At 66.6% G+C, this 26079-nt stretch carries 24 protein-coding genes; 5 read left to right on the plus strand and 19 right to left on the minus strand.

Annotated elements, in window-relative coordinates; genetic code table 11:
* Positions 1–42: 42 nt before the first annotated feature.
* Both GUY23_RS12215 and GUY23_RS12220 read right to left on the minus strand, forming a co-directional pair.
* Complete coding sequence (locus tag GUY23_RS12215; RefSeq protein ID WP_166976032.1) at positions 43–810, minus strand: TSUP family transporter; 768 nt, start codon at positions 808–810, stop codon at positions 43–45.
* Positions 811–861: 51 nt separating this feature from the next.
* A complete protein-coding gene (locus tag GUY23_RS12220) occupies positions 862–2751 on the minus strand; it encodes a proline--tRNA ligase (protein ID WP_166972682.1) in 1890 nt (629 codons plus the stop codon).
* A 284-nt stretch (positions 2752–3035) separates the two neighbouring features.
* Between GUY23_RS12220 and GUY23_RS12225 the strand changes: the two genes are divergently transcribed.
* Positions 3036–3797, plus strand: a complete 762-nt coding sequence (locus GUY23_RS12225; protein WP_166972684.1) for an NUDIX hydrolase — start codon at positions 3036–3038, stop codon at positions 3795–3797.
* Positions 3794–4210 (plus strand): RNA-binding S4 domain-containing protein, encoded by a 417-nt coding sequence (locus tag GUY23_RS12230; protein WP_166972686.1) that lies wholly within the window; start codon positions 3794–3796, stop codon positions 4208–4210. Before GUY23_RS12225 ends, GUY23_RS12230 begins: the two co-directional genes overlap by 4 nt.
* A 67-nt stretch (positions 4211–4277) precedes the next feature.
* Here the strand turns inward: GUY23_RS12230 and GUY23_RS12235 are convergent, their stop codons facing one another.
* Positions 4278–5159, minus strand: a complete 882-nt coding sequence (locus tag GUY23_RS12235) for a GNAT family N-acetyltransferase (RefSeq protein WP_166972688.1) — start codon at positions 5157–5159, stop codon at positions 4278–4280.
* A 428-nt stretch (positions 5160–5587) separates the two neighbouring features.
* Here GUY23_RS12235 and GUY23_RS12240 point away from each other — a divergent pair, with 428 nt between their 5' ends.
* Positions 5588–7003, plus strand: a complete 1416-nt coding sequence (locus GUY23_RS12240) for a serine hydrolase domain-containing protein (RefSeq protein ID WP_166972690.1) — start codon at positions 5588–5590, stop codon at positions 7001–7003.
* 21 nt (positions 7004–7024) lie between these two features.
* Here GUY23_RS12240 and GUY23_RS12245 read toward each other — a convergent pair whose 3' ends face one another.
* From GUY23_RS12245 to dxr, 3 genes are all read right to left on the minus strand, one after another.
* Positions 7025–7297: a hypothetical protein gene (locus tag GUY23_RS12245; protein ID WP_166972692.1), complete on the minus strand. Its 273-nt coding sequence runs from the start codon at positions 7295–7297 to the stop codon at positions 7025–7027.
* 63 nt (positions 7298–7360) lie between these two features.
* The gene (locus GUY23_RS12250) at positions 7361–8890 is read right to left on the minus strand and encodes a M50 family metallopeptidase (RefSeq protein ID WP_166972694.1); all 1530 of its coding nucleotides are present in this window, start codon (positions 8888–8890) and stop codon (positions 7361–7363) included.
* On the minus strand, positions 8887–10128 hold the full coding sequence (gene dxr / locus GUY23_RS12255) for a 1-deoxy-D-xylulose-5-phosphate reductoisomerase (protein ID WP_166972696.1): 1242 nt from the start codon (positions 10126–10128) through the stop codon (positions 8887–8889). The genes GUY23_RS12250 and dxr overlap by 4 nt, the downstream gene beginning before the upstream one ends.
* 97 nt (positions 10129–10225) lie before the next feature.
* On the opposite strand from dxr, the gene GUY23_RS12260 reads away from it, so the two are divergent.
* Positions 10226–11425: an acyl-CoA dehydrogenase family protein gene (locus tag GUY23_RS12260; RefSeq protein ID WP_166972698.1), complete on the plus strand. Its 1200-nt coding sequence runs from the start codon at positions 10226–10228 to the stop codon at positions 11423–11425.
* A gap of 239 nt (positions 11426–11664) precedes the next feature.
* Here GUY23_RS12260 and GUY23_RS12265 read toward each other — a convergent pair whose 3' ends face one another.
* The 9 genes from GUY23_RS12265 to rpsB form a co-directional block, all read right to left on the minus strand.
* Complete coding sequence (locus GUY23_RS12265) at positions 11665–12747, minus strand: N5-glutamine methyltransferase family protein (protein WP_208085341.1); 1083 nt, start codon at positions 12745–12747, stop codon at positions 11665–11667.
* Between the two features lie 43 nt (positions 12748–12790).
* Positions 12791–13456, minus strand: a complete 666-nt coding sequence (locus GUY23_RS12270; RefSeq protein ID WP_166972700.1) for a hypothetical protein — start codon at positions 13454–13456, stop codon at positions 12791–12793.
* Positions 13449–14009: a DivIVA domain-containing protein gene (locus GUY23_RS12275; protein WP_166972701.1), complete on the minus strand. Its 561-nt coding sequence runs from the start codon at positions 14007–14009 to the stop codon at positions 13449–13451. Before GUY23_RS12275 ends, GUY23_RS12270 begins: the two co-directional genes overlap by 8 nt.
* 116 nt (positions 14010–14125) lie before the next feature.
* Positions 14126–15391: a 23S rRNA (adenine(2503)-C(2))-methyltransferase RlmN gene (rlmN, locus tag GUY23_RS12280; RefSeq protein ID WP_228282837.1), complete on the minus strand. Its 1266-nt coding sequence runs from the start codon at positions 15389–15391 to the stop codon at positions 14126–14128.
* A gap of 147 nt (positions 15392–15538) precedes the next feature.
* Entirely contained in the window at positions 15539–16483 is a 945-nt protein-coding gene (locus GUY23_RS12285; RefSeq protein WP_228282273.1) for a phosphatidate cytidylyltransferase, read from the minus strand.
* A gap of 77 nt (positions 16484–16560) precedes the next feature.
* Positions 16561–17118, minus strand: a complete 558-nt coding sequence (frr, locus tag GUY23_RS12290) for a ribosome recycling factor (protein ID WP_166972707.1) — start codon at positions 17116–17118, stop codon at positions 16561–16563.
* 148 nt (positions 17119–17266) lie between these two features.
* Positions 17267–18019, minus strand: a complete 753-nt coding sequence (gene pyrH / locus GUY23_RS12295; RefSeq protein WP_166972709.1) for a UMP kinase — start codon at positions 18017–18019, stop codon at positions 17267–17269.
* A gap of 185 nt (positions 18020–18204) precedes the next feature.
* A complete protein-coding gene (gene tsf / locus GUY23_RS12300) occupies positions 18205–19032 on the minus strand; it encodes a translation elongation factor Ts (RefSeq protein WP_166972711.1) in 828 nt (275 codons plus the stop codon).
* 33 nt (positions 19033–19065) lie between these two features.
* Positions 19066–19965, minus strand: coding sequence for a 30S ribosomal protein S2 (rpsB, locus tag GUY23_RS12305; protein ID WP_166972713.1), 900 nt, complete (start codon positions 19963–19965; stop codon positions 19066–19068).
* A gap of 697 nt (positions 19966–20662) precedes the next feature.
* Between rpsB and GUY23_RS12310 the strand changes: the two genes are divergently transcribed.
* Complete coding sequence (locus GUY23_RS12310) at positions 20663–21658, plus strand: D-alanyl-D-alanine carboxypeptidase family protein (RefSeq protein WP_228282275.1); 996 nt, start codon at positions 20663–20665, stop codon at positions 21656–21658.
* A 58-nt stretch (positions 21659–21716) separates the two neighbouring features.
* Here the strand turns inward: GUY23_RS12310 and GUY23_RS12315 are convergent, their stop codons facing one another.
* The 4 genes from GUY23_RS12315 to GUY23_RS12330 are packed head-to-tail and all read right to left on the minus strand — an operon-like array spanning position 21717 to position 26037.
* A complete protein-coding gene (locus tag GUY23_RS12315; protein WP_228282277.1) occupies positions 21717–22730 on the minus strand; it encodes a tyrosine recombinase XerC in 1014 nt (337 codons plus the stop codon).
* A 39-nt stretch (positions 22731–22769) separates the two neighbouring features.
* Positions 22770–24002: a DNA-processing protein DprA gene (gene dprA / locus GUY23_RS12320; RefSeq protein WP_166972717.1), complete on the minus strand. Its 1233-nt coding sequence runs from the start codon at positions 24000–24002 to the stop codon at positions 22770–22772.
* Positions 23999–25639, minus strand: coding sequence for a YifB family Mg chelatase-like AAA ATPase (locus GUY23_RS12325; RefSeq protein WP_166972719.1), 1641 nt, complete (start codon positions 25637–25639; stop codon positions 23999–24001). Before GUY23_RS12325 ends, dprA begins: the two co-directional genes overlap by 4 nt.
* A complete protein-coding gene (locus GUY23_RS12330) occupies positions 25636–26037 on the minus strand; it encodes a YraN family protein (protein WP_228282286.1) in 402 nt (133 codons plus the stop codon). Before GUY23_RS12330 ends, GUY23_RS12325 begins: the two co-directional genes overlap by 4 nt.
* Positions 26038–26079 lie beyond the last annotated feature (42 nt).

The raw sequence follows: 26079 nt of genomic DNA on the forward strand, positions 1-26079 counted from the left end.
AGCAACCTCGCGCGAGGTTGCTGCGCCGCCGTCAGGTAGCAATTAGTGGATGAGGGTGGTGAGGACGTCGTAGCCGAGTTTGAGGATCATCGCCGAGACCACGACGACGAAGATGACGCGGACGAACCCTGATCCCCGCTTCAGCGCGGTGCGTGCGCCGACGATGCCGCCGCCGACATTGCCGACGGCGACGATCATGCCCAGCAGCCACACGACCTGACCATCGGGGACGAAGTAGACGAGTGCGCCAAAGTTCGTCGCCCAGTTGATCACCTTCGCCGTCGCCGAGGCCTGGAGGAACGAGAACCCGATGATCGAGACGAACGCGATGACGAGGAAGGATCCCGTGCCCGGTCCGAGCACCCCGTCGTAGATGCCGATGACGAGCCCGATCAGCCACGACAGCGCATGGTGACGCTTCGAGGACTCACCGAAGCGCAGCGTGGCATCGGCGCCGAGGCTGGGGTTGAGCACCGTGAAGATGCCGACTCCGATGAGGGCGGCCAGGATGATCGGGGTGAACGCCTCGCTCGGAACGAGCGTGGCGAGCTTCGCCCCGCCTACTGCCCCGAGGAACGCCGAGGCCGCCGCCGGGATCGTCGCCGACCGGTCCGGGGTGATCTTGCGCAGATAGGTGATCGCCGAGGCGGTCGTGCCCGCAATGGACCCGATCTTGTTCGTCGCCACCGCCTGGACCGGGCTCATCCCCGGCACGAGCAGCAGCGCAGGCAGCTGGATCAGCCCGCCGCCGCCGACGACGGCATCGATCCACCCCGCCAGGATTCCCGCGGCGAGCAGCCACAGGACCATGGACACGGTGACATCGATGCCGCCGGTGAGTGCGTCGAACACCGAGGTGGCTCAGCCGTTCACGGCGGAAGCGGAGTCCGCAACGACCCCAGCGGAGTCTGCGCCGTCGGCGGCGAGTGCCGCATCCGCGGCCGCATTCGCCTTAGCGTACGCCTCACGGACGCGGGCGACGGTGGAGGGGACCACCTCGGCGACGGGAAGATCGGACTTCGCATCGGCCAGGCGATCGCGGACTTCGACGAGCCCGTCGGCCAGCCCGCGGCCGATGACGATGACCGTGGGGATGCCGATGAGTTCGGCGTCGGCGAATTTGAAGCCGGGTGAGACCTTGTTCCGGTCGTCGAGGAGGACGGAGACGCCCTCGGCTTCGAGCTCGGCGGTCATGGTCTCAGCGGCCGCGACGATCTCCTCGCCCTTGCCGGCGACGATGATGTGGACGTCGGCCGGGGCCAGGTGCTGGGGCCACAGCAGACCGTTCTCCGAGTGGTATTCCTCGGCGATGCAGGCCATGACACGGGTGACGCCGAGCCCGTAGGAGCCCATCGTCACGGTCGCGGTCTTGCCGTTCTGGTCGAGCACCTTGAGGTCGAGGGCCTCAGCGTACTTGCGGCCGAGCTTGAAGATCTGACCGATCTCGACACCGCGGGCGAGCTCCAGCGGTCCCGAACCGTCGGGGGCGGGATCGCCGAGCACGACCTCGGCGGCTTCGATCGTGCCGTCGGCGGTGAAGTCACGGCCGGTGACGAGGTCGAAGACGTGGCGGCCGGCTTCGTTGGCGCCGGTGATCCAGCGGGTGCCGTCGACGACGCGGGGGTCGAGGAGGTAGCGGATCTTCGACGCCGATTCGAGGCCGAGCACCGGCGCATCGAGCGAGTTGCCGGGCCCGATGTAGCCCTTGACGAGTTCGGGGTGGGCGGCGAGGTCCTCGGCGGTGGCGGCTTCGAGGTCGACCTCACCGTCGCCGAGCATGCCGGTGCCCGCGGCCCGGTCGAGGTCGACCTCGCGGTCGCCGGGCAGGCCGATGACGATGATCTCGCGGGTGCCGTCGGGGTGGGTGACGGCGCAGACGACGTTCTTCAGGGTGTCTGCCGCCGTCCACTCGCGGTCCTCACGCGGATGCGAGGCGTTTGCGGCGGCCACGAGGGTCTCGATGGTCGGGGTGTCAGGGGTGTCCTCGACATGAGCGGCCGGAGACTCGGAGTACGGGATCTCCTCGGGCACGATCGAGGTCACGGCCTCGACGTTGGCGGCGTATCCGCCGGGCGAGCGCACGAACGTGTCCTCGCCGACCTCGGAGGGGTAGATGAATTCCTCGGTGCCGGATCCGCCCATCGCACCGGGAGTCGCCTTGACGGGCAGGCAGGGCAGGCCGAGGCGGGCGAAGGCGCGCAGGTAGGCCACGCGCATGGCCTCATACGAGGCGTCGAGTCCGGCATCGTCGACGTCGAAGGAGTAGGCGTCCTTCATGATGAACTCACGGCCGCGCAGCAGACCGGCGCGGGGGCGGGCCTCGTCGCGGTACTTCGTCTGGATCTGGTAGATCGACAGCGGCAGATCCTTGTACGAGGAGTAGAGGTCCTTGACCAGGAGGGTGAAGACCTCCTCGTGGGTGGGGGCGAGGATGTAGTCGTTCTCGCGCCGATCCTTGAGGTGGAACAGGTCGGGTCCGAAGGCTTCCCACCGCCCGGAGGTCTTGTACGGATCGGCGGGCAGCAGGCCCGGAAAGTGGACTTCCTGGGAGCCGGCGAGCGCCATCTCCTCACGCACGATGGCCTCGATCTTGTTCAGCACAGCCAGGCCCAGCGGCAGCCACGTGTAGATCCCCGGAGCGGAACGGCGGATGTATCCGGCGCGGTGGAGCAGCTTGTGGCTGGCCACCTCGGCGCCGACCGGGTCCTCCTTCTGGGTTCGCACGAACAGGGACGACATGCGCAGGGCCATGGGTGTTTCTCCTCAACTCGTCAGGACTCAGATCGAACACTATCGCACGCGGGCGAGGGGCAGGGAATCGGATCGGGCCCGAATCTCCCACGGCCGACCGAGTGTCGATCGTGCGCCGACCGCACACCTGCCCGTACGTTCGCACGGCCTGATGCGGCCGTGGATTCGTCACCTGCGCGAAGAGAATTAGACTGGTGCGTGCTGCGCGGAAGCGCAGCACCGGCCCGGGCCTCACCGTCCGCCGGCCGGGTCCATCGACGACGAGTGCGAACGATACGAAGAGCATGCCTGATCCGAGCCAACTCACGCAGTTCCCGCGGCCCTCGGTCGCGGTCGACACCGCGGTCCTCTGCCCCGTGCCCGGCCGCGGCCTGCATGTTCTCCTCACTCATCCCGGCGATGGGGTGTGGCAGCTGCCCGGGTCGATCCTGCGTCCGCAGGAGCGCCTCGCCGAGGCGGTCGCCCGGTGCCTGCGCGAGAAGGCTCGCCTGGTCGATCGTGCCCCGGTGCAGCTGCACGTGTTCGACCAGCCCGACCGTGACGACCGCGGCTGGGTGATCTCCGTGGCCCACCTCGACGTGCTCGCCCCGAGCGATATCGGGCGCACCGATGATGACAGCACCCCCGCCGAGGCGGCCGCCAGGGATTCCGATCACGCCGACTCCCCGATCCACCGTCGCCGGCTCGTGCCCGTGCAGGAGGTGCATGAGCTCAGTGCCGAACATCAGGAGATCGTGCGCGTGGCCGTCCACCGGCTGCGGGCGCTGCATGAGCGCACCCCCGATCCGTTCGGTCTGCTCGAGTCCGAGTTCTCGCTGCGGCAGCTGCGCGAGCTGCATGAGATCGTCGCCGGTGAGAGTCTGCAGGCCGATACGTTCCGGCGTACGATGCTGCCGCTGCTCGATCCCACCGGACAGGCCGTCAGCCAGGGCCGAGGACGCCCCGCCCAGACCTTCACCCGTCGTTCCGAACTCGCCCTGCGCGCCGACTCCCGACTCAACGTCACCGAAGGTGCGGGCCGCACGCATGAGGACCGGCGCCCATGACCGAGATCGACCGGTCCCCAGGCAAGCACATGCGCATCGACATGTGGCTGTGGACGACAAGGATGTTCAAGACCCGCAACCTCGCCACCCAGGCGTGCCGCGGCGGGCACGTGCAGGTCGACGGCCAACGGGTCAAGGCCGCGCAGAAGGTGAGCATCGGTCAGGAGGTGCGGGTGCGCAAGGCCGGCTCCGAGTTCGTCTGGACGATCACCGGCTTCATCCCCACCCGGCTCCAGGCATCCGTGGCCGTGCAGTGCTATGAGGACCTCACTCCCCCACCGGATCCGGCGCTGCGCGGTTTCGTGCCCCGCCGCGACAAAGGTCTGGGCAGGCCGACGAAGAAGGACCGTCGGGAGATGGAGAAGTTCTTGGGCGACCTGGCCAAACCGCAGTCGCGCAACCGGCGCGATTGAGCGGTCAGCGAGTCTGAGCCACCTCCACGACCGAGTCGCAGTACAAGATGTCGCAGTACAAGATGCCTCAGTACATGATGGTGGCGAAGGTGCCGACCTGCTCGAAGCCGACGCGGGCGTACATGCGCAGGGCCGCCTCGTTGTAGTCATTGGCATAGAGGCTCACGGTGGAATGCCCCTTGTCACGGGTGCGCTGGACGACGGCGGCCATGCCGGCGGCTCCGAGTCCCTGATTGCGCACCTCGGGGTGGACCCAGACTCCTTGGACCTGGACGATGCGGCGAGCGCGGATGCCGATATCGGCTTTGAACAGCACCTGCGCGTCCTGCTCGGTCGCCGGCCACCGCGGCACCGGACCGCCCTGCGGCAGCGTGTCGGAGATGCGGGCGTAGCAGTTCTTGCCGCGGATGATTCCGCGCACGCGCGACAGGTACCCTGCGGTCCCGCCCTCGATCGGTGAGAACCCGACCTCTTTGGTGAACATGTCGACACTGGCCGGGAACACCGCACCGAGGTCATCGAGAGTCACCCGCACGACCTCCTCGTCGGGGGTCACGAGCGGATCGGAGCTGATCGCCAGCAGCGGCTGCCGTTCCCGCACACCCCGTGGGCGGCCCCAGTTGAGCCTGCCCCACAGGTCGAGGATGACAGACCGGTCACCGATGAGTGAGCATGAGACGCGGCCGTCGGCGTTGAGTTTGCGGGCGAGCACTTCGTTCGTCGCCGGGGTCGCCGCCAGGGGGATGATGTTCCCGCCGACCCAGTAGGCGGCCACGGGACGGTCGCCGTCGAAGATGCCGTAGAGGGTGCCTGCCGGTGAGCTGAGCTGGGCGGTGCCGGTGACCTCGATGAGGGAGATGAGGTAGACGTTCTCGCAGGGATTGCGCGCGAGCAGATCGTTCAGCCACCCGGTGTGCTGATGTCCCAGCCGCGCAATCCTCAGCACCATCTGCTCTCGTACTCTTCCCTAACCGCGCCTGTTGATGATGAACCTCTTCGCCTTAACGTATCGCACTCAGCCGACGACGACTTCGGGCGGCCCCGATGGCCGCCCCGACGATGCCCCTGACGGCCCCGTCGCACCGGGGCGCGAGGACGGGAGGTGGTGGGGCGGGCATTCCGAGACTCATCGATGTCACGAGGACGGTCCCTTCCGTCTGGCTGCCGCCCAGCGACGATGATGGTGCCGACGCCGAGGTGACGCCTCGTTGCGGCCGGATTGTTCGATCCACGACCATTGTAGGACTTCCGAATGAGTCCCCATCGTGCGTGTCGTGGCCTGCGTCCGGGGCGTGCGTTCCGTCCCGCCGCGCGCTCCCCGGGGTAATGTGAAGCTGACCTGCCAGAAGCGTGCCGAAGATGTGAAGGAGCAGACACGTGAGCGAACGCGGATTCGTCGAACCCGACATCGAGGCGATGACTGCGGTGCTGGAAGCGGAGGCGAATGCCCTGTCCGACCAGGGCGGATCCCTGGCGTGGGGAATCTATCGCCGAGGCGGCCCCGCCCGTTCCGCGAATGCTGACGTTCCGTACCGGATCGCGTCGATGACGAAGTCCTTCACCGCCGCGACCATCGGTCTCCTTGCCGCGAACGATCTCGACCTCGACCGACCGTTCGGCAAGCTCGTGCCCGCGCTGGCCGGCACCGAGATTGTTGACCGCACCTGTCGGCAGGCGCTGACCATGGGCACCGGGTTCACGAAGGACGATCCGTGGGCCGACCGGATGGAGGCCATGGCCCCGGAAGAGCTGATCGCCTGGCTGCGCCGCGGTGCGATCGCCACGGCCCCTGCCGACACCGGTTACGAGTATTCGAACCTCGGCTATGCGGTGCTCGGCATGGTCGCCGAGGCGGTCACCGGTCGGACGTTCACCGAACTCGTGAGCACGGAGATCTTCGGCCACCTGGGGCTCACGCGCACCGGATTCGACCACACCGACTTCCCGGACCTCGCACCGGGATTCCGTGTCGACCTCGACGGCGGTCTGCATCCGGCCGAGCTCACCGGCCCCGGGGTCTTCTCCCCCATCGGCGGAGTGATCTCTACGGTCAGCGACATCGGCACATGGATGTCAGCCCACCTCGCCGCGCTCGACGATCTCGAGGCGGATCCGGGAACGCTGCCGCACGTTCTCACCGGCAACCAGCAGGGTCGACGAGTCATGGATTCCCAGCGCAGCGACCACCATTCGGAGACCCTGATCTACGGATACGGCTTGGAGACCCGACTGGATTCGCGCTTCGGGAGGGTGGTCTGCCATTCGGGAGGCTACCCCGGATACGGTTCGCACATGCGCTGGTTCCCTGAGCTGGGGCTGAGCATCGTCGTGCTCGGCAACACCACGTACTATCCGGCTCAGCGCAGCGTCCAGAACGCCGTCGACGCAGGTTGGGCGGCAGCCATCGGGACGCCGAATCTCACCCTTGACCGCAGCACCACCTCGGCGCCGGTGCCTCGCTATGAGGCGCAGCCTGCACAGATCCAGACGGTCCTGACTGCGGCGAACCTCGTCGCGGACTTCGACGTTCAGGTCGCCGATGAGCTGTTCTCGGTGAACATGGATCTCGACGAGCCCAGGGACGAACGGCGAGAGCGCTTCTCCCGGTGGCGGGCGGCCAAGCAGGTCACGGGCCCGTTCACCGAGGCGGACCTGACCATGGTCTCCCCCTTACGCGGAGTGGTCACGGTGCCGGGCAACGGGACGGCGACGGATCCAGCGGATCAGACAGCAACGATCACGGTCGGGCTCAACCACCTCGGCGAGGTGCAGGCGATCAACCTCGCCAGCTGAGGCGCCTGGCGACTCACGCCGTCAGTCGACGACGAAGTTGCTCAATCCGGCGAGCTTGAGGATGAACGGTGCGACCGACATCAAAACGAGCAGTGAGGCAACCACCCACAGCCATACCATCTTCGTTGTGTGCAGTCGCACGCTCGTAACCATGGCAAACAGCGGGCTGAGCAGGGGCAACCCGTAGAAGACCGGAGTCAGTGCGAAAGCGAGCACGAGGAATCCGATGAACTTCCATCCCGTCGATGAGATGAAACGTTCGCGTTCCTCGCTCGGCATAGTCTGCACCTGCATCCGTCCTGTCATATCGGAGTCTGAACCGATCCTATCTCGGGCATCGTCCTGAGCCCCGCGCCCCTATCCCCCGGAGTTGAAGATCGCGTCGAGAGTGATGGGTTTGACGAGGTCGACGTAGACGAGCAGCGCCGTCATACACAGCATCAGCCCGATGCACACATACGTCAGCGGCAGCAGCTTCGCCGTGTCGAAGGGCCCGATCAGTCCGCGTCCGCGCCACCGGTTGATGCGGCGTCGGGCACCTTCGTAGAGGCCGACGGCGATGTGTCCGCCGTCGAGCGGCAGCAGCGGGATCATGTTGAACGCAAAGAGGAAGATGTTGAGCGAGCCGAGCATGCCCAACCCCATCTGCGCCTTGTCGACGACGTCGATCTTGTCGGTGGAGACGATCTCACCGGCGATGCGGCCCACACCCACCATGCCGACGAGTCCTTCGGTGTCGCGGTCCTTCGTCCCGACCGCGACCTCGCCGATGTCGACGAGTTTGACCGGCAGAGTGACGATCGCATGGAAGACTCCGGAGACCTGATCCCAGACAGCTCCGGGGAATTCGCCGAGCGGCAGAGGCTGGCGCTCCTGCACGGGTCCGATGCCGAGGAATCCCTGGGTCTCGGTCTGCGGAGTGCCATCGGAGTTCATCAGCGCCTTGCCGGACTCGTCGAACTTCTGCCGTTCGGTGGCGATGATCGGCACGGTCACCGACTGCGCCTTCCCGTCGCGGGTGAAGTCGACCTCGACCCGCTCACCGGCATGTTCCTTGATGACCGTGGACAGCCGATCCCAGTCCGTCGTCTCAACGCCGGCGATCGCGGTGACCTCGTCCCCGGGCTGCATCCCGGCCTCCCACGCAGGAGTGCGCTGATCGTCGTCGCGACACGTGTTCTGCTCATCCGCCGGTCGCTGCTGGGCCTCGGAGGCGGGCACAGCGCATTCGACGACGGTCTGCACGGTCGTCGTCGGGGTCGTCACGCCGATGCCGAGCAGCGAGACCGCCATGATGAGGATGCCGAGGATCAGATTGACGAAGGGCCCGGCGAACATGACGACGAGCCGTTTGGGCACGCTGAGGGCATAGAACGTCCGGTTCTCCTCCCCCGGCTCGATGTCCTGATTCGAGAACTCTCTGGCATCGGCCATCGTGTTCTCGAACAGGCGCCCCCTGCGTCGCTTCCGATCCCGACGCAGCGGCGCCGCATCATCCCCGACTGTTCCTTCTGCATCGTCCCCGACCGATCCTTCGCCGAGGTGGCCCGCCGTTTCCGTGACGCCGCCGTGCGCGGCTGATCCAGCAGTGCCGCCGTCGACAGCGGCCACAGCACCTGCCCGGTCGACTCGCATCGTGGTCGCCTCTTCCGGCGGGTACATACCGGGCATCGCGATGAACCCGCCGAGCGGGAACGCCTTGATGCCGTATTCGGTCTCACCGCGGCGGAAGGAGAACAGGGTGGGTCCGAAACCGACCATGTAGTGGGTGACCTTGACCCCGAACCTCTTCGCCGGGGTGAGGTGGCCGAGCTCGTGCAAGGCGATGGAGATCGAGATGCCGATGAGGAAGAGGATGATCCCGATGATGTAGAGGACGACGGTCATGCGCGGCCCCCGTTCTGCGCCTCGGCTGCCTGCTTCTGCTCGGCGACATCGGCGGTGGCGAACTCACGCGCCCACGCGTCGGCGGCCAGCACTGTGTCCACGGTGTGCTCGGCGGCCGGTTCGTGGGCCGCCAGTGCCCGGGCGAGACCCTTGTCGATGCCGGTGAAGGGAATATCGCCGGAGATGAACGCGGCGACGAGGACCTCATTGGCGGCATTGAGCACCGCCGGATAGCTGCGGCCCTTCCGCCCGGCGTCGATGGACAGACCGAGGGCCGGGAACGCGAGGTGATTGACCGGTTCGAAGGACCAGTGCATCGGCTGACCCCAGTTGTGCGGCACGGCACCCGAGCGCAGCCTCGTCGAGGATCCGTCCTTCTGCGTGCCCAGAGCATAGGAGATGGGCAGGCGCATATCGGGCGGGGAGATCTGCGCGATCGTCGAAGCGTCGGTGAACTCGACCATCGATTGGATCTGCGACTGCGGGTGGACGACGACCTCGATGTGGTCGAAGTCGATGTCGAAGAGCAGATGGGCCTCGATGACTTCAAGGCCCTTATTCACCAGGGTCGCCGAGTTGATAGTGATCATCGACCCCATCGACCAGGTGGGATGGTTGAGCGCCTGAGTCGGGCTGACACGGCGCAGCGCATCGCGGGTCATCCCGCGGAAGGGACCACCCGAGGCGGTGATGATGAGCTTGCTGACCTCACCGTGGGTGCCGGCCCGCAGGGCCTGGGCGATGGCCGAGTGTTCGCTGTCGATGGGGATGAGCCGGGCACCGGTGGCGCGGGCGGCATCGAGGACGATGGAGCCGCCGATGATGAGGGACTCCTTGTTCGCCAGGGCCACGTCGGTGCCCTGCTCGAGTGCGGCCAGCGTCGTCCCCAGGCCGGCAGCACCGGTGATCGCGTTGAGGACCATGTCCGCGTCCAAGCCGGCGACCACCTCGGCGGCGGTGTCACCGAGGTGGATGACCTCGACGGGATCGCTCACTCCGCGCCGCGCGGCCGCCTCTGCCAGCCGGGCGCGGACGGCGGCCTCACCCTCCTCCGGTGGGGTCGTGAGCCCGATGACGGGGACCCGGAAGTCGAGCGCCTGCTCGATCAGGAGGTCGAGCTGGGAGCCGGCGGCCAACCCGATGATCGCGTGGTCTTCCGCGTGGTCGGACAGGACGTCGAGGGCCTGGGTGCCGACCGACCCGGTGGAGCCGACTACAATGAATTGACGTTTACTCACGCCAACCGATGATGCCAAAGTTCTCTGGGAAATGACTCGACGGACGCGCTCCGGTGCGCGTGGGTGAGGACAACTATCGATGGCGAAAGAGATGGATATGAGCACGACGCTGAGCCCCGACGACATCCTGGGACTGGATTCGGTCTTCGAACCCGACGACCTCGAGTTCGCATCGATCGTGAAGAAGTGGCTGGACGAGAACGTCCGCGACCACATCGGCGACTACTTCCTCGACGCGACGATCCCCGCCCGTGAACTCGCCGAAGGACTCGGCGAACTCGGCCTGCTGGGCATGCACCTCGACGGCTACGGCTGCGGCGGATCGACCGCCACCCAGTACGGTCTGGCCTGCCGGGAACTCGAGGCCGTCGACTCCGGTCTGCGTTCGCTTGTGTCCGTGCAGGGGTCGCTGGCGATGTTCGCCATCCACCACTGGGGTTCGGAAGCGCAGAAGGAAGAATGGCTGCCGAAGATGGCCGCCGGCAAGGCCATCGGCTGCTTCGGACTGACCGAACCCGATGTCGGCTCCGACCCGTCGGGCATGAAGACCACGGCGAGGAAGGACGGCTCCGACTGGATCCTCAACGGCGCGAAGATGTGGATCACGAACTCCCCGGTCTCCGACGTCATGGTCGTGTGGGCCAAGACCGAAGAGACAGACGACAAGGGCAAGAACGTCGTCCGCGGCTTCGTCGTCCCCTCGAACACCGAGGGTGTGCAGACCTCGGAGATCCACCGCAAGATCTCGCTGCGCGCCTCGATCACCGGTGAGATCGTCCTCGACAATGTGCGCCTGCCTGAGGATGCGATGCTGCCGAAGGCCAAGGGGCTCAAGGGTCCTCTGTCCTGCCTGTCCGAGGCCGGCTACGGCATCGTCTTCGGTGTCACGGGAGCCGCCCGCGACGCACTGCTCTCAGCCCTGGAGTACACGGGCACCCGCGTGCAGTTCGATCGTCCGCTGTCCTCGTTCCAGATCACGCAGCAGAAGCTCGCGAAGGCCTTCGGCCAGTACTCGCAGATCACGCTTCTGGCCGCGCACCTGGGCAAGATCAAGGACTCGGAGAAGGGCGTGCGTCCCGAGCAGATCAGCCTCGGCAAGATGGTCAACGTCGACACCGCGATGAACGTCTGCCGCGACCTGCGTGCACTCTTCGGCGGTTCGGGCATCACGAGCGAATACCCGCCGCTGCGTCATGCGGTCAACCTCGAGACCGTGCTCACCTACGAAGGCACCCACGAGGTCCACCAGCTGACCCTGGGCCGCACCCTCACCGGCATCAACGCCTTCGCGAACTGATCAGCTGGTGCTGGGGCCCGCGGTGCTGAGGCCCGCAACGCCCTGAGCATCGCGCCCGGCGCTGAGACCCTGTACCCCAACCGCCCGTCGACTCTGCGGATTTCGGCGGGCGGTCGTCGTCTTCACGCCGGCGCCGCGTCTGCACACGCGGCGACTGTCTATCGAAAGTGCCCACGTAGTGATCGAATGCTGTACCCCCGCACTTCCAATGGACAGCAGTGTTTCCTCGCCCGGTCGGGTCAGCGTGCGCGGCGCAGTTCAAGCACGACAGTATGCCCGCCGGGATGGTCGTCACCCTCGCCGAGGTGTCCGTCCGGGCCGTCGTCCGCCCAGTCCAGGTCCTCATCACCCTCGCCGAGGCGGCCGGTCCCGACCAGCCCCCGTGCACTGGCGTATGTGAGTGCGTCGGCAGCTTGTTCGCGGCCGAGTTCGATGAGCAGCACTCCGTCCGTGGCCAGCCAGTGATCGGCCTCGGCGATGAGGCGACGGACGAGGTCGAGCCCATCGGTGCCGCCGAACAAGGCGGTGCTGGGTTCGAAGTCCACGGCTTCTCGGGGCAGGAAGTCCGCCGCAGTGGTGGGCACATAGGGCGGAACGGCTGTGATGACGTCGACCCCGTGACGCAGTTCGTCCGGGAGGCCCACCAAGCAGTCGAGCCGGTGGCCACTGACGACGACGCCGGCAGCGTCCGGACTCCGTGACGAGGTCGGATGGCCGGTCGACGCGGCGGCAGGCAGATCGTCGCTCGCGTTCGGCACCCCACCGGCGACCGTCCGAGCGTTGTCGACGGCACATTCGACGGCGTGGGCGTCCGTGTCGCCGAGGTGGAGGTGCACCTCGGCGAGCGAAGCAGCCACGTAGGATCCCACTGGGCCGACGCCGCAGAAGGCTTCGACGACGACCGGTGCCGCGGAGCCGGTCGTCCGAGAGGTTGTCGGGAGCTGTGTGTCCGGCGCACCCGGTCGTACGTCGACTGGCTGCGGCCGAAGCATCTGTTCGATGACTCGCACCGTGTGTTCGGCTAAAAGGCGCGTCCGCTGTCGGGGGACGAATACGCCAGGCAACGTGCGCAGCCGGAGTCCGGCGAAGTCGACCCAGCCGACGATCTGTTCGAGCGGTTCGCCTGCGACCCGCCTGGCCACACGATCTCGGAGCACCGAATCGACTCGGTCACACGGCCCGACAACGGTGCCGGAACCCGTGCTGCCGCTCGAAACGGCACCGTCACCTGTTCCGGCACCATTGCCCACCGACTCAAGGAGGATGGCGGCTTCTTCTTCGGCGAAGACGCAGCCGGCACGTCGAAGGGTGTCCACGATCATGTGGAAGAGCTGGTTCCCGTGCTCAGGAGTCAGAGACCCGTACTCAGGCTTCAGAGAGCACCTCACGTCGCAGCCATTCGAGGCTCGACATCGCATCGATCTCACCGGAGTCCGTGAGCAGCAGGGTCTGGTCGGGCGACAGCGGAACGACGGAGGCGAATTCGACGCGGGAGTCGCGCATCGCCTGGTCGAGGTTCGCGATCTCACCGTCGATGGTCACGCCCACACCTTCGAAACGGGAGCGGGTGACCTTGATCGACGCACGCCCGGGTTCGACCGCTTCGGCTTCGATGCCGTGGACGACGATCGGCGCATCACCACTCGCTCCGCTGCGAAGATCAACCGTCAGCCCGACTCGGGCGGCAGCCAGCAGAGTCAGCGCTCGCGCCAGGGGCGGGACATCCTCGGCGAGGGTGAGCACCGCACCGGATTCGGGGATCACGCCCATCGTCCGCAGCACCCCGGCGAGCTTCGCACTGCGATCGAGCGCCTCGGCGCGATCGAGTTCGACGGGCACGGACAGGGCGGCGATCAGACGCGGATCGGTGACTTCACGGCCGTCGACCAAGGGTTTCTCGGGTGCGGGGCCGGTGAGCACGATATCGTCGGCCCGACCCATGACGATCGGGAAGTCGAGGAGTTCGTAGACCGGGTTGAGGGTTCCCGGCTGATCAGCGGTGGGAACGGCGAAGTAGTGGAAGTCAGTCAACGGAGGCCATCACCTCGACGACACGGTCGATGAACGCATCCACCTGGTCCTCGTCGTAGGCCTTCTTGCCCTTCGCGGTCTTGAACAGCACGCGACGGACCTGGTCGACGCTCATCGCCACGCCCTGCGTGAAGTAGGAGTTGACCTTGTCGCACATGTCGTCGACCTGGACGATGTCGTAGCCGATGACGCCGGGAGCCGGGTTGTCGAAGCGTTCCCCGGCTTCGCGGACCAGACGTCCCCGCAGGGACGCGGCGACGCGGGTGAGCTCGGAGACCCAGGCGTCCTGACCCGACTGCGCGATGAGGCGGTCGCGGGCCTGCTTGGCGAACGCGTCCTCGAGGCGGTCGAGGGCGGCGTCGACGACGGCGACGTGGTAGCCCTTGCGGACGAGGTCGAAGCCGACCGTGCGCACGGCTCGCGAGTCGAGGTCGCCGGGCTGCGGCGTCGGGCGCTCGAAGGACTCACGTGCCCGCTTGAAGAAGCTGTCGACCTGTTTGGGGTCGTATCCGTTCTTCCAACCGGACATTCGAGGGAAAGTCGTGTCCGCCATGTCTCCTCCAGAAGCGAGTGGCTGTGTCGTTTCCACCATGATAGATGGATGGCGTGGAAATTGCGTGCACGCGGCTGATGAGCCCGAGGACGCTGGGCGCTGAGGCCGCTGCGCGCTCAATCCGCGGCGGCGAGCTGACCGCAGGCGCCGTCGATATCGGAGCCGCGGGTGTCGCGGATCGTCGTCGGGATGCCGTGGTCGACGAGTCGGCGGACGAATTCGTCGGCGACCTCGGGTTCCGAGGCCGTCCACACCGAACCGGGGGTCGGGTTGAGCGGGATCGGGTTGACGTGCACCCAGCCGCGGCCGCGGGCGTTGAGCTTCTTCGCCAGCAGCTCGGCGCGCCACACGTGATCGTTCATGTCCTTGATCAGCGCGTATTCGATGCTCACGCGTCGACCGGTGACCTGGAAGTAGTTGTAGGCGGCGTCGATCGCCTCATCGGCCTTCCACCGGGTGTTGACCGGGATCATCTCGTCGCGCAGTTCGTCGTCGGGGGCGTGGAGGCTGAGCGCGAAGGTCACGGGGATGTCCTCGGCGGCGAGTTTGTTGATGCCGGGCACCAGCCCCACCGTGGAGATCGTGATCCGTCGCGCCGACATGCCCAGGCCCTCGGGTCCGGTGCCGACGAACCGGCGCACCGCGTTCATCACGCGTTTGTAGTTGGCCAGGGGCTCGCCCATCCCCATGAAGACGATGTTCGAGACCCGTTCGGGTCCGCTCGCCGAGGTGGCCGCGCCGTCCCCGTCGAACGCCGACTCACCGGCGGTGTCCGATTCGTCGGACTCGGCGCCGAGCGCGGTCTCCCGCGCACCGGGCATGTCCGATGACGGTGCCGCAGCGAGTTCGCCGGCGGCGATGACCTGGTTGGCGCGCACGACCTGTTCGACGATCTCGGCCGTCGACATGTTCCGCGTCAGGCCCTGCTGACCGGTGGCGCAGAAGGGACAGTTCATGCCGCAGCCGCACTGGCTGGACACACACAGAGTCACTCGATTGCGGTAGCGCATGAGCACGGACTCGACGAGCGCACCATCGAAGAGACGCCACAGGAACTTGATCGTGTCGCCGTTCTCGGTGCGCAGGCGGCGGACCTCGGTGAGCAGGTGCGGGAAGAAGCGCTCTTGGATCTCAGCGCGGCGGTCCTTCGGCAGATCGGTCATCTGCTCTGTGTCGGTGACGTAGTGGCTGAAGTAGTGCGTGGAGATCTGCTTGGCACGGAAGGCGGGCAGGCCCATCTCGGTCACCGCGGCAACGCGTTCGTCCATGGTCATGTCCGCCAGGTGCTCGGGCGGCTGCTTGACGCGCGCGGACTTGAAGTTGAGAAGGGGACGCCCGTCACGGGTGGGCGTCTTCGAAGTGGTGCCGTCGGGATGCTCCACGACGGGCCTGGTCTGCCTTCTGCCTGCTTGAGAACTCACGGCCCTATTGTCTCATGATGCGGCGCGCACTGTCGTGTGGGCGGTGCCACGCCTGGAAGTGGGGCTCATCCCCTCGCCGAGGTGGGGCTCCGTTCCTGCGCCGATGGCTCAGAGGAAGCCGGGCAGGACCGAGAACAGCACGAGCGCGACGGGCGCGGTCGGCAGGATCGAGTCGAGGCGGTCCATCACGCCGCCGTGGCCGGGCAGCAGGGTGCCCATGTCCTTGAGTTCGAGGTCGCGTTTGATCATCGATTCGCTGAAGTCACCGAGGGTGGCGAAAGCGGGGATGACGACGCCGAAGACGAGTCCCGTCCAGAACGGGGCGTCGAAGAGGGTGACCGCGAGCACCGTCGCAACGGCGGCGGAGAACACGACCGAGCCGAGGTAGCCCTCCCAGGACTTCTTCGGTGAGATCCGCGGCGCGATCGGGTGTTTGCCCCACAGGACGCCGAAGACGTAGCCGCCGGTGTCGGAGGCGACGACCGACGCGAGGAAGACGATGACGAGGTAGTTGCCGTCGGTCTGAGTGAGCAGGTAGACGACGAAGCAGGCCATGAGGCCGACGTAGGTGAGCGCGAAGAGTGAGAGCGAGACGTCCTTGACCGCGTTCTTCCGCCGCTCGACCATGGTGAAGAGCATGATGGCGCCGGCACTGGCCGCAAACGTCACCCACAGGGCTTCCCGACCGCCGATGTAGGTCGCGACGACCATGCACGCGGCCGAGACCATCGTCGGCACGCGCGAGACGAGGGAGCCCGAACGCGACAGCGCGTTGGCCAGCTCCCACATCGCTGCGACGATGGCGACGAGGATGAGGAAGAGGAACGAGATCGGCAGGAAGATCAGGGAGGCCAGCACCACTCCCCCGATGAGCAGCCCCATGCCGATGGCGGCGGGCAGGTTGCGCCCCGCCCGACCGTAGTCCTTCGGCGGTGGCTCCTCTTCGGCGGCGTCCGCCTCGGGGGTGGGGTTGAAGTCCGGGTCATCGGGCGAATACGGCTTGTCCGAATTGCGCAGATCCCGGCGCCTGGGGAAGGGGCTCTCAGCTGGCACAGCGTCACGTGATGGGTCCGGCTCCCCGAAGGGAGCCGGATTCGCTGCGGGGCTGTCGGTCCCGGTCACGGCAATCATCAGACCTCGAGAAGCTCGGCTTCCTTCTGCGAGAGCAGCTGGTCGATGTTGTCCACCTTGCTCTTCGTCAGGTCGTCGAGTTCGGAGATACCGCGGGTGACTTCGTCCTCGCCGGCGTCGCCGTCTTTCTTGATGCGCTCGAGGACGTCCTTGGCGTGGCGGCGGATGTTGCGGATGGAGACCTTGCCGTCCTCGGCCTTGCCCTTGACGATCTTGACGTATTCCTTGCGACGTTCCTCGGTGAGCTCCGGCAGAACGACGCGGATGATGTTGCCGTCGTTGGCGGGGTTGGCACCGATGTCGGAGTTGCGCAGAGCGTTCTCGATGTCTTGGAGGGTGCCCTTGTCGTAGGGGGTCACCAGGATGGTGCGAGCCTCGGGAGTCTGGAATGACGCGAGCTGCTGCAGCGGGGTGGGAGCACCGTAGTATTCGATCTCGATGTCGGCGAACAGCGCAGGGTTGGCGCGACCGGTGCGGATCGATCCGAAGTCGTCCTGCGTGAATTCGACGGCCTTGTCCATCTTCTCTCTGGCCTCGGCCAGTGTCTCTTCAATCACGGTTCACTCTTTCCATCTCTGTAAGCTTTGGGATCATTCTATGGGTCATCACTGAAAATTGCCGCACCGATTCCTCGCAGGAGTGTCCTCACCTGCGCAGACGTCGGGTTGGGCGACCGCACTGCAGCCGCCTCGGCGAAGTGCCGCCTCAGTGGACGATGGTGCCGATCTTCTCTCCGCTGATGGCCTTGCGGAGGTTGCCTACGCCTTCCATGCCGAAGACGTGCATGGGCAGTCTGTTGTCCATGCACAGGCTGAAGGCGGTGGCGTCGACGACTTTGAGTCCCTTCTGCAGGGCCTCCTGGTAGGTGATCTCGGCGAGCTTCTCTGCGTTCGGGTCGACCTTCGGGTCGGCGGTGTAGACGCCGTCGACGCCGTTCTTGGCGATGAGCACTTCGTCGGCGTGGACCTCGAGGGCACGCTGAGCGGCGACGGTGTCGGTGGAGAAGTAGGGCAGGCCGGCGCCGGCGCCGAAGATGACGACGCGGTTCTTCTCCATGTGCCGCATGGCGCGGCGGGGAATGTAGGACTCGGCGACCTGGGACATGGGGATCGCGGTCTGCACGCGCGTGTCGACTCCGGTCTGTTCGAGGAAGTCCTGGAGAGCCAGGCAGTTCATCACGGTGCCGAGCATGCCCATGTAGTCGGCGCGGGTGCGGTCCATGCCGCGCTGGGAGAGTTCGGCGCCGCGGAAGAAGTTGCCGCCGCCGACGACGATGCTCACTTCCACGTCTTCGACGGTGGGGGCGACCTCACGGGCCACTGCCGCCACGACATCGGGATCGACTCCGATCCGGCCTCCGCCGAAGACCTCACCCGAGAGCTTGAGCAGGACGCGACGGCGATGGGTGCGGACGGGGTGGCTGAGGTGGCTGGATTCGTGAACCGGAGTGCTTGTCATTGAGTCCTTCTTCCATGCAGGCAGATCGAGACCCGGGCGGATCGCCACCCGGGCTGTGCGTCTGGGCCAGTCTAGCGAAAAACGGGGCCGGACCTCTCGGTCCGACCCCGCCTCACGGATGAGTTCTCACTCACCCGGAGAACCTGCGAAGCAGACGGGTGTCTGCTTCGGCGGTCAGTGTCGTCTCAGGCTCCGACGCGGTAGCGCACGAAGCCGGTGGCCTTGACGCCGGCAGCCTCGAGCACCTTGGCTACGGACTGCTTGGGATCCTTGGCGAATCCCTGGTCCAGGAGGCAGTTCTCCTTGAAGAAGCCGTTGACGCGACCCTCGATGATCTTCGGCAGGGCCTGTTCGGGCTTGCCTTCGTTCTTCGCGGTGTCTTCGGCGATACGACGCTCGTTCTCGACGAGGTCGGCGGGCACGTCTTCGCGGGAGAAGTACTTCGGGGCCATAGCGGCGATGTGCACGGCGACATCGTGTGCCACAGTCTCGTCGTCGCCTTCGAATGCCAGCAGCACGCCGACCTGCGGGGGCAGGTCCTTGTTGGTGCGGTGCAGGTAGGAAGCGACCTTGGCGCCCTCGATGCGGCCGACGCGACGGAGGTCGACCTTCTCACCCAGGGTGGCACCGGACTCGGTGATGAACTGCGAGACAGGCTTGCCGTCGGTCTCGGCGGCGAGCAGCGACTCGGCCGAGTCGGCCTTGTTCGCCACGGCCAGCTCGAGGACCTGGTCGGCGAGCTTGATGAAGGGCTCGGACTTCGCAACGAAGTCGGTCTCCGAGTTGAGTTCGATGATGGTGCCGACGCCGCCGTCGACGTGGGTCGCGACGAGACCGTCGGAGGTCGAGCGTCCCTCACGCTTGGTGGCGCCCTTGAGGCCCTTCACACGGAGGGCCTCCATGGCCTTGGTCTGGTCGCCGTCGGACTCGTCGAGAGCCTTCTTGACGTCCATCATTCCGGCGCCGGTCTTCTCACGCAGTGCCTTGATGTCAGCGGCAGTGTAGTTTGCCATTCTTTCTCCTCAGGATGGTGGAGTTAAAGGAAATCAGGACTCTGTCGACTCGGTGGAGTCGGCAGCGGCTTCAGCGGCAGGTGCGGCCTCAGCGGTCTCGGTTTCAGCAGCCTCTGCCTCAGCAGCCGGGGCAGCCTCTGCCGGCTTCTCCTCGTCGGTCTTGCCTTCGAGCAGCTCGCGCTCCCACTCGGGCATGGGCTCGACGGCGGAGACGTTCTTCTCTCCACCCTCGTCCTCGGAGGAGTGGCGGGCGATGAGGCCCTCGGCGACGGCGTCGGCAATCACGCGGGTGAGCAGCGAGACCGAGCGGATGGCGTCGTCGTTGCCCGGGATCGGGTAGTTGACGTCGTCGGGGTCGCAGTTGGTGTCGAGGATGCCGATGATCGGGATGCCCAGCTTCTTGGCTTCGTCGACGGCGAGGTGTTCCTTCTTGGTGTCGACGATCCAGACGGCCGACGGAGTGCGCTGCATGTCGCGGATACCTCCGAGGGTCTTCTCCAGCTTGTCCTTCTCACGGCGAAGGATGAGCAGTTCCTTCTTGGTGTGAGCGGAGCCTGCCACGTCGTCGAAGTCGATCTCTTCGAGTTCCTTCAGGCGGCGCAGACGCATCGAGATGGTCTGGAAGTTCGTGAGCATACCGCCGAGCCAACGCTGGTTGACGAAGGGCTGGCCCACGCGCTTGGCCTGTTCGGCGATGGATTCCTGGGCCTGCTTCTTCGTGCCGACGAAGAGGATCGAGCCACCGTGGGCGACGGTCTCCTTGACGAACTCGAAGGCATTGTCGATGTAGCCCAGCGACTTCTGCAGGTCGATGATGTAGATGCCGTTGCGCTCGGTGAAGATGAAGCGCTTCATCTTCGGGTTCCAACGACGGGTCTGGTGTCCGAAGTGAACGCCGCTGTCGAGCAGCTGGCGGATGGTGACGACGGCCATGCCGACGCCCTCCTTTCTGTGCACCTTCAGGTGCTTTTACGTCATGCGCGCGACGATCGTGATCGTCTCGATGCGGGATCTGTGCGATCTCGGATCGGTTCGACCGGATGACGGCGTCGATGACATTTTCGGTTGATTCCTGGCATTCGGTTCATCCGCCCCACAGGCTCACCATCGGGTGGCCTGCACCATGGGAAGGAGAAGAATTCGAATACGCGTAGTCAGAAGACATGCTTCTGCTGGGGTCAGTCTATCCCGTTCGGGCAAGCCATTTCCAATCGGTGGCCCGCCCTCGCCGAGGTGGCTCTCCGGCCCGCAGCGACCCGCCGACTCGTACGTCGAACCGTGTGGACAGACCCTGCCGCAGCCGGCTCCAGAGATCGCCGCTGAGCGGCACTCGACTCGAGAGGCCGCGTCCGCTCCGCGACGCGATTCCACCCCTCAGCCCAACAGACAGCCCCGGTCACTCTCACGCCGACCTCTGGGGACAGACCGCACACTCGCACGCCTGGGCCCTGTGGACGAATCTTCCCTCTCCACAGGGGCCATCGACAAGGGTGACAGGCGCTTGGGAGTCGGCTTTCATGCTCGTATGAATCCGTTCGCACCTGATCCGCCTCGCTGCGTATACCGCCGCCGAGACTCCCGCAGACGTTGCCGACATGACGGCAATGGCGGTGTCGGTCCATCTTTGCTCGTGGCCGCGATCCTCGCCTTGGCGCTCATGCTCACACTCGCTCCCCCGGCCTCCGGTGCGTCGGTGCAGGGGGCAGACGCGGACCCCACAGGAGTTGCCCGTGCGCAGGCTGCGAATGCGACGAAGCGGAGCTGGGTTACGCCGGTTCCGGCTATGGAGATCGTCACGGCCTTCGACCCGCCGGACAAACCGTGGCTCAAGGGGCACAGGGGCATCGATGTGCTCGCCGTCGAGGGCGAGCCGTTGCGTGCCCCGACGAAGGGGACAATCCGCTTTGCCGGCACCGTCGCAGGAACGGCCACGGTGAGCATCCTCACCGCCTCGGGACACGTACTGTCGTTCCAACCAGCCACAACCGATCTCCAGCAGGGTGAGGACTTCGCAGCCGGGGAGCGCATCGGCGAGGTCGCATCAGGCAGCCACTGTGAGCAGTCGTGTCTGCACATCGGGGCGTGGCCGGCCGACAGCGACAAGCGCTATATCGATCCCGGAAAGCTCTTCGGCCAGGAGACATCGCTGCTGCTGCCGCTGTCCCGCAAACCCGCCGAGGAGCCGAAGGGCGGTGGGGACTCGACGACCTCAGGTGCTGGCGCCTGGGGCGGACACAGCAACGGCCGGATCCCGGCCTCGGCGATGTGCCAGCTGAAGACCGCTCCCGGGCAGATGCTGCGCTGTGACGCGCAGGCGGCGTTCGACCGGCTGTCCCACGCGTTCGAGGCTCGGTTCGGTGCTCCGATCTCGGTCACCGATGCCTATCGGGACTATGCGACGCAGGTGATTCTCAAACGACGCAAGGGACGAATGGCGGCGACTCCGGGGACGTCGAACCACGGCTGGGCCCTGGCAGTCGATCTCGGCAGCGGGATCAACTCCTTCGGCACGGCTCAGCATCAGTGGATGCGGGAGAATGCGCCGAAGTTCGGGTGGATCCATCCAGGCTGGGCGAGGCAGTCGGGGTCGCTGCCCGAACCCTGGCACTGGGAGTTCCGCAAGTAGTGCCCAGTTCAGGCGCAAGTAGCCAATATTCCCGCTCAAGCACTACGGACGAACCAGTTCACGCTCGAGGGTGCGCCCGACGGTAGGTCTCCTGCAGCCGCTGCATGGACACGTGTGTGTAGATCTGGGTGCTGCTCATCGTCGAGTGGCCGAGCAGCTCCTGGATCTGCCGCAGATCGGCACCCCGGTCGAGCATATGGGTGGCCGCGGAGTGGCGCAGTCCGTGGGGTCCGATGTCCGGTGCGCCGGGATCATCGGCGCCGTACCGGTGAACGAGCTCGCGGACCTGCCTGGCTCCGATGCGTCCGCCCCGGACGCCGAGGAACAGAGCATCGCCGCTGCCGGGCCCGGCGAAGAGATCCCGGGCCTTCAGCCAGTCGTCCAGTGCTTTCCGTGCCGGGGCACCGAAGGGGACGCGTCGTTCCTTGTTGCCTTTGCCGAGTACGGTGATCATCGATGCTCGACGGTCGACGTCTGCGCGGTCGAGCCCGGTGAGTTCTGAGACGCGCACTGCGGTGGCATAGAGCATCTCGAGGATCGCGGCATCGCGGATCCGCTTCGCGGCTTCGAGCGGATCGGCATCTCGTCCCTTCGCGGAGTCTTTCTCAGCAGTCCCATCGGTCTGCGTATCTGCGGCAGAGATGAGGCTGGCGGCCTGTTGAGGCTTGAGCACCGTGGGCAGGCGTGAATCCTTCTTCGGTGTGCGCAGACGCGCGGCCGGGTTGTTCGGCAGTCCCAGACTTGTGACTCCGTACGCGAAGAAGGAACGTATGGCCGCGATCTTGCGTGCCACCGTTGACTTCGCCGCGCCGGCGTCATCGAGGGCGATGAGCCAGGAACGCAGGTCATCGAGTTCGATTGCGGGCAGATCGATCCTCACGCCCTCGTCGGCCCGCGAACGCTCCTCTCCCGTGTTCGCGCCGCGGCGCAGCTTCGTCGAGTGCACGGCGTGGTCGAGGAAGTCGGTGACGTCGGAGACGTAGGCGCGAGCAGTGTGTGCGGAGACGTCACGGGACCGCAGGTGGTCGGCATAGCCGGACACCACCTCGGCGACGGTCGACGGTGTGCTCACATCCCCAGGATACGCAGGTGCCGACGCCCGGCCGTGCATTCAGCCGCGCGGCTTCCGCAGCTTCACCCACCCCGAGTCGCGACGTTCGGCAAGACCGGCGAGGTCGAGCGCGCTCAGCGCGCTGAGCGCATCGGCGATGGTCAGACCCGCCCGAACCGCGGTCGTCCCCGCGTCGAGGGCCTTGGTCGCCGAGAGTGCGTTGAGGCAGATCTTCTCCCTCTCGTCGAGTTCGTCGACGGGGTCGTGGCCCACGAGCACCTCGTGTCCGTCGCCGGTGCCGGACGTGTCGAACAGCGTCGGGGCATCCTCGTCGATGAGGGCCATGACGTCATCGCAGCAGGTGACGAGTTCGGCTTCGTGTTCGCGCACGAGCCGGTGCGCGCCCGTCGATGAGGCCGAGTACACCGATCCGGGGAATGCGGCGACCTGGCGGGAGAGTTCGAGAGCGTGCCGGGCGGTGTTGAGGGCCCCGCTGCGCCATCCGGCTTCAACGACGACGATCACCTGGGCGGAGGCGGCGATGAGTCGATTGCGCAGCAGGAAGCGGTGCCGCATCGGGGTCATCCCGGGCGCGGTTTCGGACACGATGGCACCGGTGGCCAGGATCTGTTCGAACAGGTCGGCGTTGGCTGCCGGGTAGAAGCGGTCGACTCCTCCTGCCATGAAGGCGACCGTCGGTGCTTCGCGGGCGATGGCAGCGCGGTGTGCTGCGGCGTCGATGCCGAAAGCTCCCCCTGAGACGACGGTGATGCCGCGCGAGGCGAGGTCCCAGGCCAGGTCGGAAGCGCATTTGGTTCCGTAGCTGCTGGCAGCTCTGGCACCGACGACTGCGACCGCGCGGGCCAGCGCCGCTCCCAGTTCCGCTGCCCCGCGCACCCACAGTCCGAGCGGCGCTGCCGACCCGAGGTCGTTGAGCATGCTCGGCCATTCCGCGTCGCCGGGGATGACGAGACGACCGCCGAGGCGGGCGATCTTGTCCAGGTCTCCTCCCCCATCCTCGTCTTCGACGCGCACCGCCCAGCGATCGATGGCACCGGCCAGCTGTCCGTGTGCCGCGGCCCCGCCCTCCGCTGCGTCGGTGCCGTTCGAGGCGAGTCCGGCGACCGCTTCGTCCGGGGAGGACTGTCCTCCGGCGACGGCGGTGATGATCGCCAGGGCGGCGACCGGCCCGATATCGTCGACCAGTCGCCGAAGCAGTCCGTCCCCGGGTTCGCCGATGCGCAGGAGTGCGGCAATGGAGGTGCGGACCTCATCGTTCGTGCTCACGGTCATGACTCCTGTGTCCTCAGGGCGAGCGCCGTTCTCATCGTGTCGGGGTCGGGGCCGGGTGCACCGGCGAGGTCGGACAGCGTGGTGGCGACCCGCAGCACTCGGTCGTAGCCGCGCATCGTGATCCGACCGGTGTCCAAGGCTCTGTCGAGGTCGGACAGTGCTGCCGGTGTCAGGGCGAAGTGCTCGCGCAGCCAGTTACCCGGTGCCTCGGCGTTGAGCCGCCAGCCGCAGTCCGCGTAGCGTTCGGCCTGTCTCTCGCGCGCCTGGGCGACTCGCATGGCCACGGTCTCGCTGGTCTCCTGACCTCCGCCGAGGCGCAGGTCCGCCGGAGAGACTGGGAAGAGTTCGAGCTGCAGGTCGACTCGGTCGAGCAGCGGTCCGGACAGGCGGTTGCGGTAGCGACGCTTGTCCAAAGGTGTGCACCGACAGTCCGCGCCCGCCCCGGCCATGCCGACTCCGCACGGGCACGGATTCGCAGCCATGACGAGTTGGAACGAGGCCGGAAGCACCATCGATCCCCACGCCCGGTTGATGTGGACGCGTCCTGCTTCCATCGGCTGGCGCAGCGCTTCGAGGACGTCGCGGGAGAATTCCGGGGCTTCGTCCATGAATAGGACCCCGCGGTGGGCTAGGCTGAGGAGGCCGACCGTGCCCGGGCGGCGTCCCCCGATGAGCGCCGAGGCGGTGCTGCGGTGGTGCGGTGCCTCGAATGGGGGTCGGTGGTCGAGTCCGTCGCTGCCGTCGAGTTCACCGCGTAAGGATCGCACGGTGGCCACTTCCACGGCTTCGTCGTCATCGAGCGGAGGCAGGATCCCGGGGAGGCATTGTGCCAGGAGGGTCTTCCCCGCACCGGGTGTTCCTCGCATGAGCAGATTGTGGCCGCCGGCGGCCGCCACCTCGAGACCGAAGCGGCCTTCGGACTGGCCTTGGACCTCGGCGAGGTCGTGCAGGTCCGGTGTGACCGCGACGGGTCGGTCCATCTCGAGGACGGCCGGCAGCGCAGGCACCGCCATCGATCCGCCGTAGAGATTGACGACATCGGCCAGGGAAGCCACCGGTCGCATGCGAGCCCGACCGACCAGTGCGGCTTCATCGGCATTGCCGATGGGCACGACGAAGCGCTCGAAACCGGCTTGGACTCCTGAGTGCAGCGACGGCAGCACCCCGGTGACGGGACGGATCCTCCCGTCGAGCCCGATCTCGCCGAGGTGGATGACCTCTCCGGTGTCATCGGCGGCGATCTTTCCGAGAGCCTTGAGCACGGCGACGGCGATCCCGAGGTCGAAGCCGGTGCCGACCTTCGGCACGGTGCCCGGGGTGAGGTTGATGGTCAGATGGTGAGTGGCCACGGGAGTGCCGAGATAGGCCAGAGCTGCTCGCAGCCGTTTGCGGGATTCGCTGACGGAGACGTCCGGCAGGCCGACGATGTCGATGCCGGGCAGGCCGGCGCTGACGCTGGCTTCGATGGACACGATCTTTCCGCTCAGTCCCCACAGGGCCACGGCCGAGGCCCTCCCGATCACATTGGCGGCGGAATCAACGCCGCCGGGGCACGATTGAGCGGAGTTCGACGCGGCAGAACTCGACCCCGTGTACTCGGGCTCCCCCGAGTCAACAGCGAGAACATCGCCATTCATGAGTCGACCTGGATGTTCGGGCAGTGGAAGAACTGCAGACTCGGTTCGATGATGATGCCGAGGGCGTCGATGCGGGTGGCCGGGAAGAACTCGTCCTGACTGCTCAGCCAGATTCCGACCAATCGGCGGATACGCCCGAGCTTGGTCGCGGTGATGGCCTCCAGTGGGGAGCCCAGCGCCGCGGTCCGGCGGGTCTTGACCTCGACGAAGACCGCGGTGTCTCCGTCTCGGGCGATGATGTCGAGTTCGCCACGCGGGCAGCGGAAGTTGCGTTCGATGATGACCAGGCCCGCGGCTTCGAGGAACGCCGCCGCAAGGTCTTCACCGTGCTCGCCCAGCGCCTGCTTGCGCATCCCTCGGGCGGTGCGTGATCGGCCGATTGTCCGTCTCTGTGCCATGTCGGCCAGAAGACCATGGGCAGACGAGCCAAGGGTAGAGCA

Origin of the sequence: Brevibacterium atlanticum (assembly GCF_011617245.1) — a bacterium.
GTDB classification, from domain to species: Bacteria; Actinomycetota; Actinomycetes; order Actinomycetales; family Brevibacteriaceae; genus Brevibacterium; species Brevibacterium atlanticum.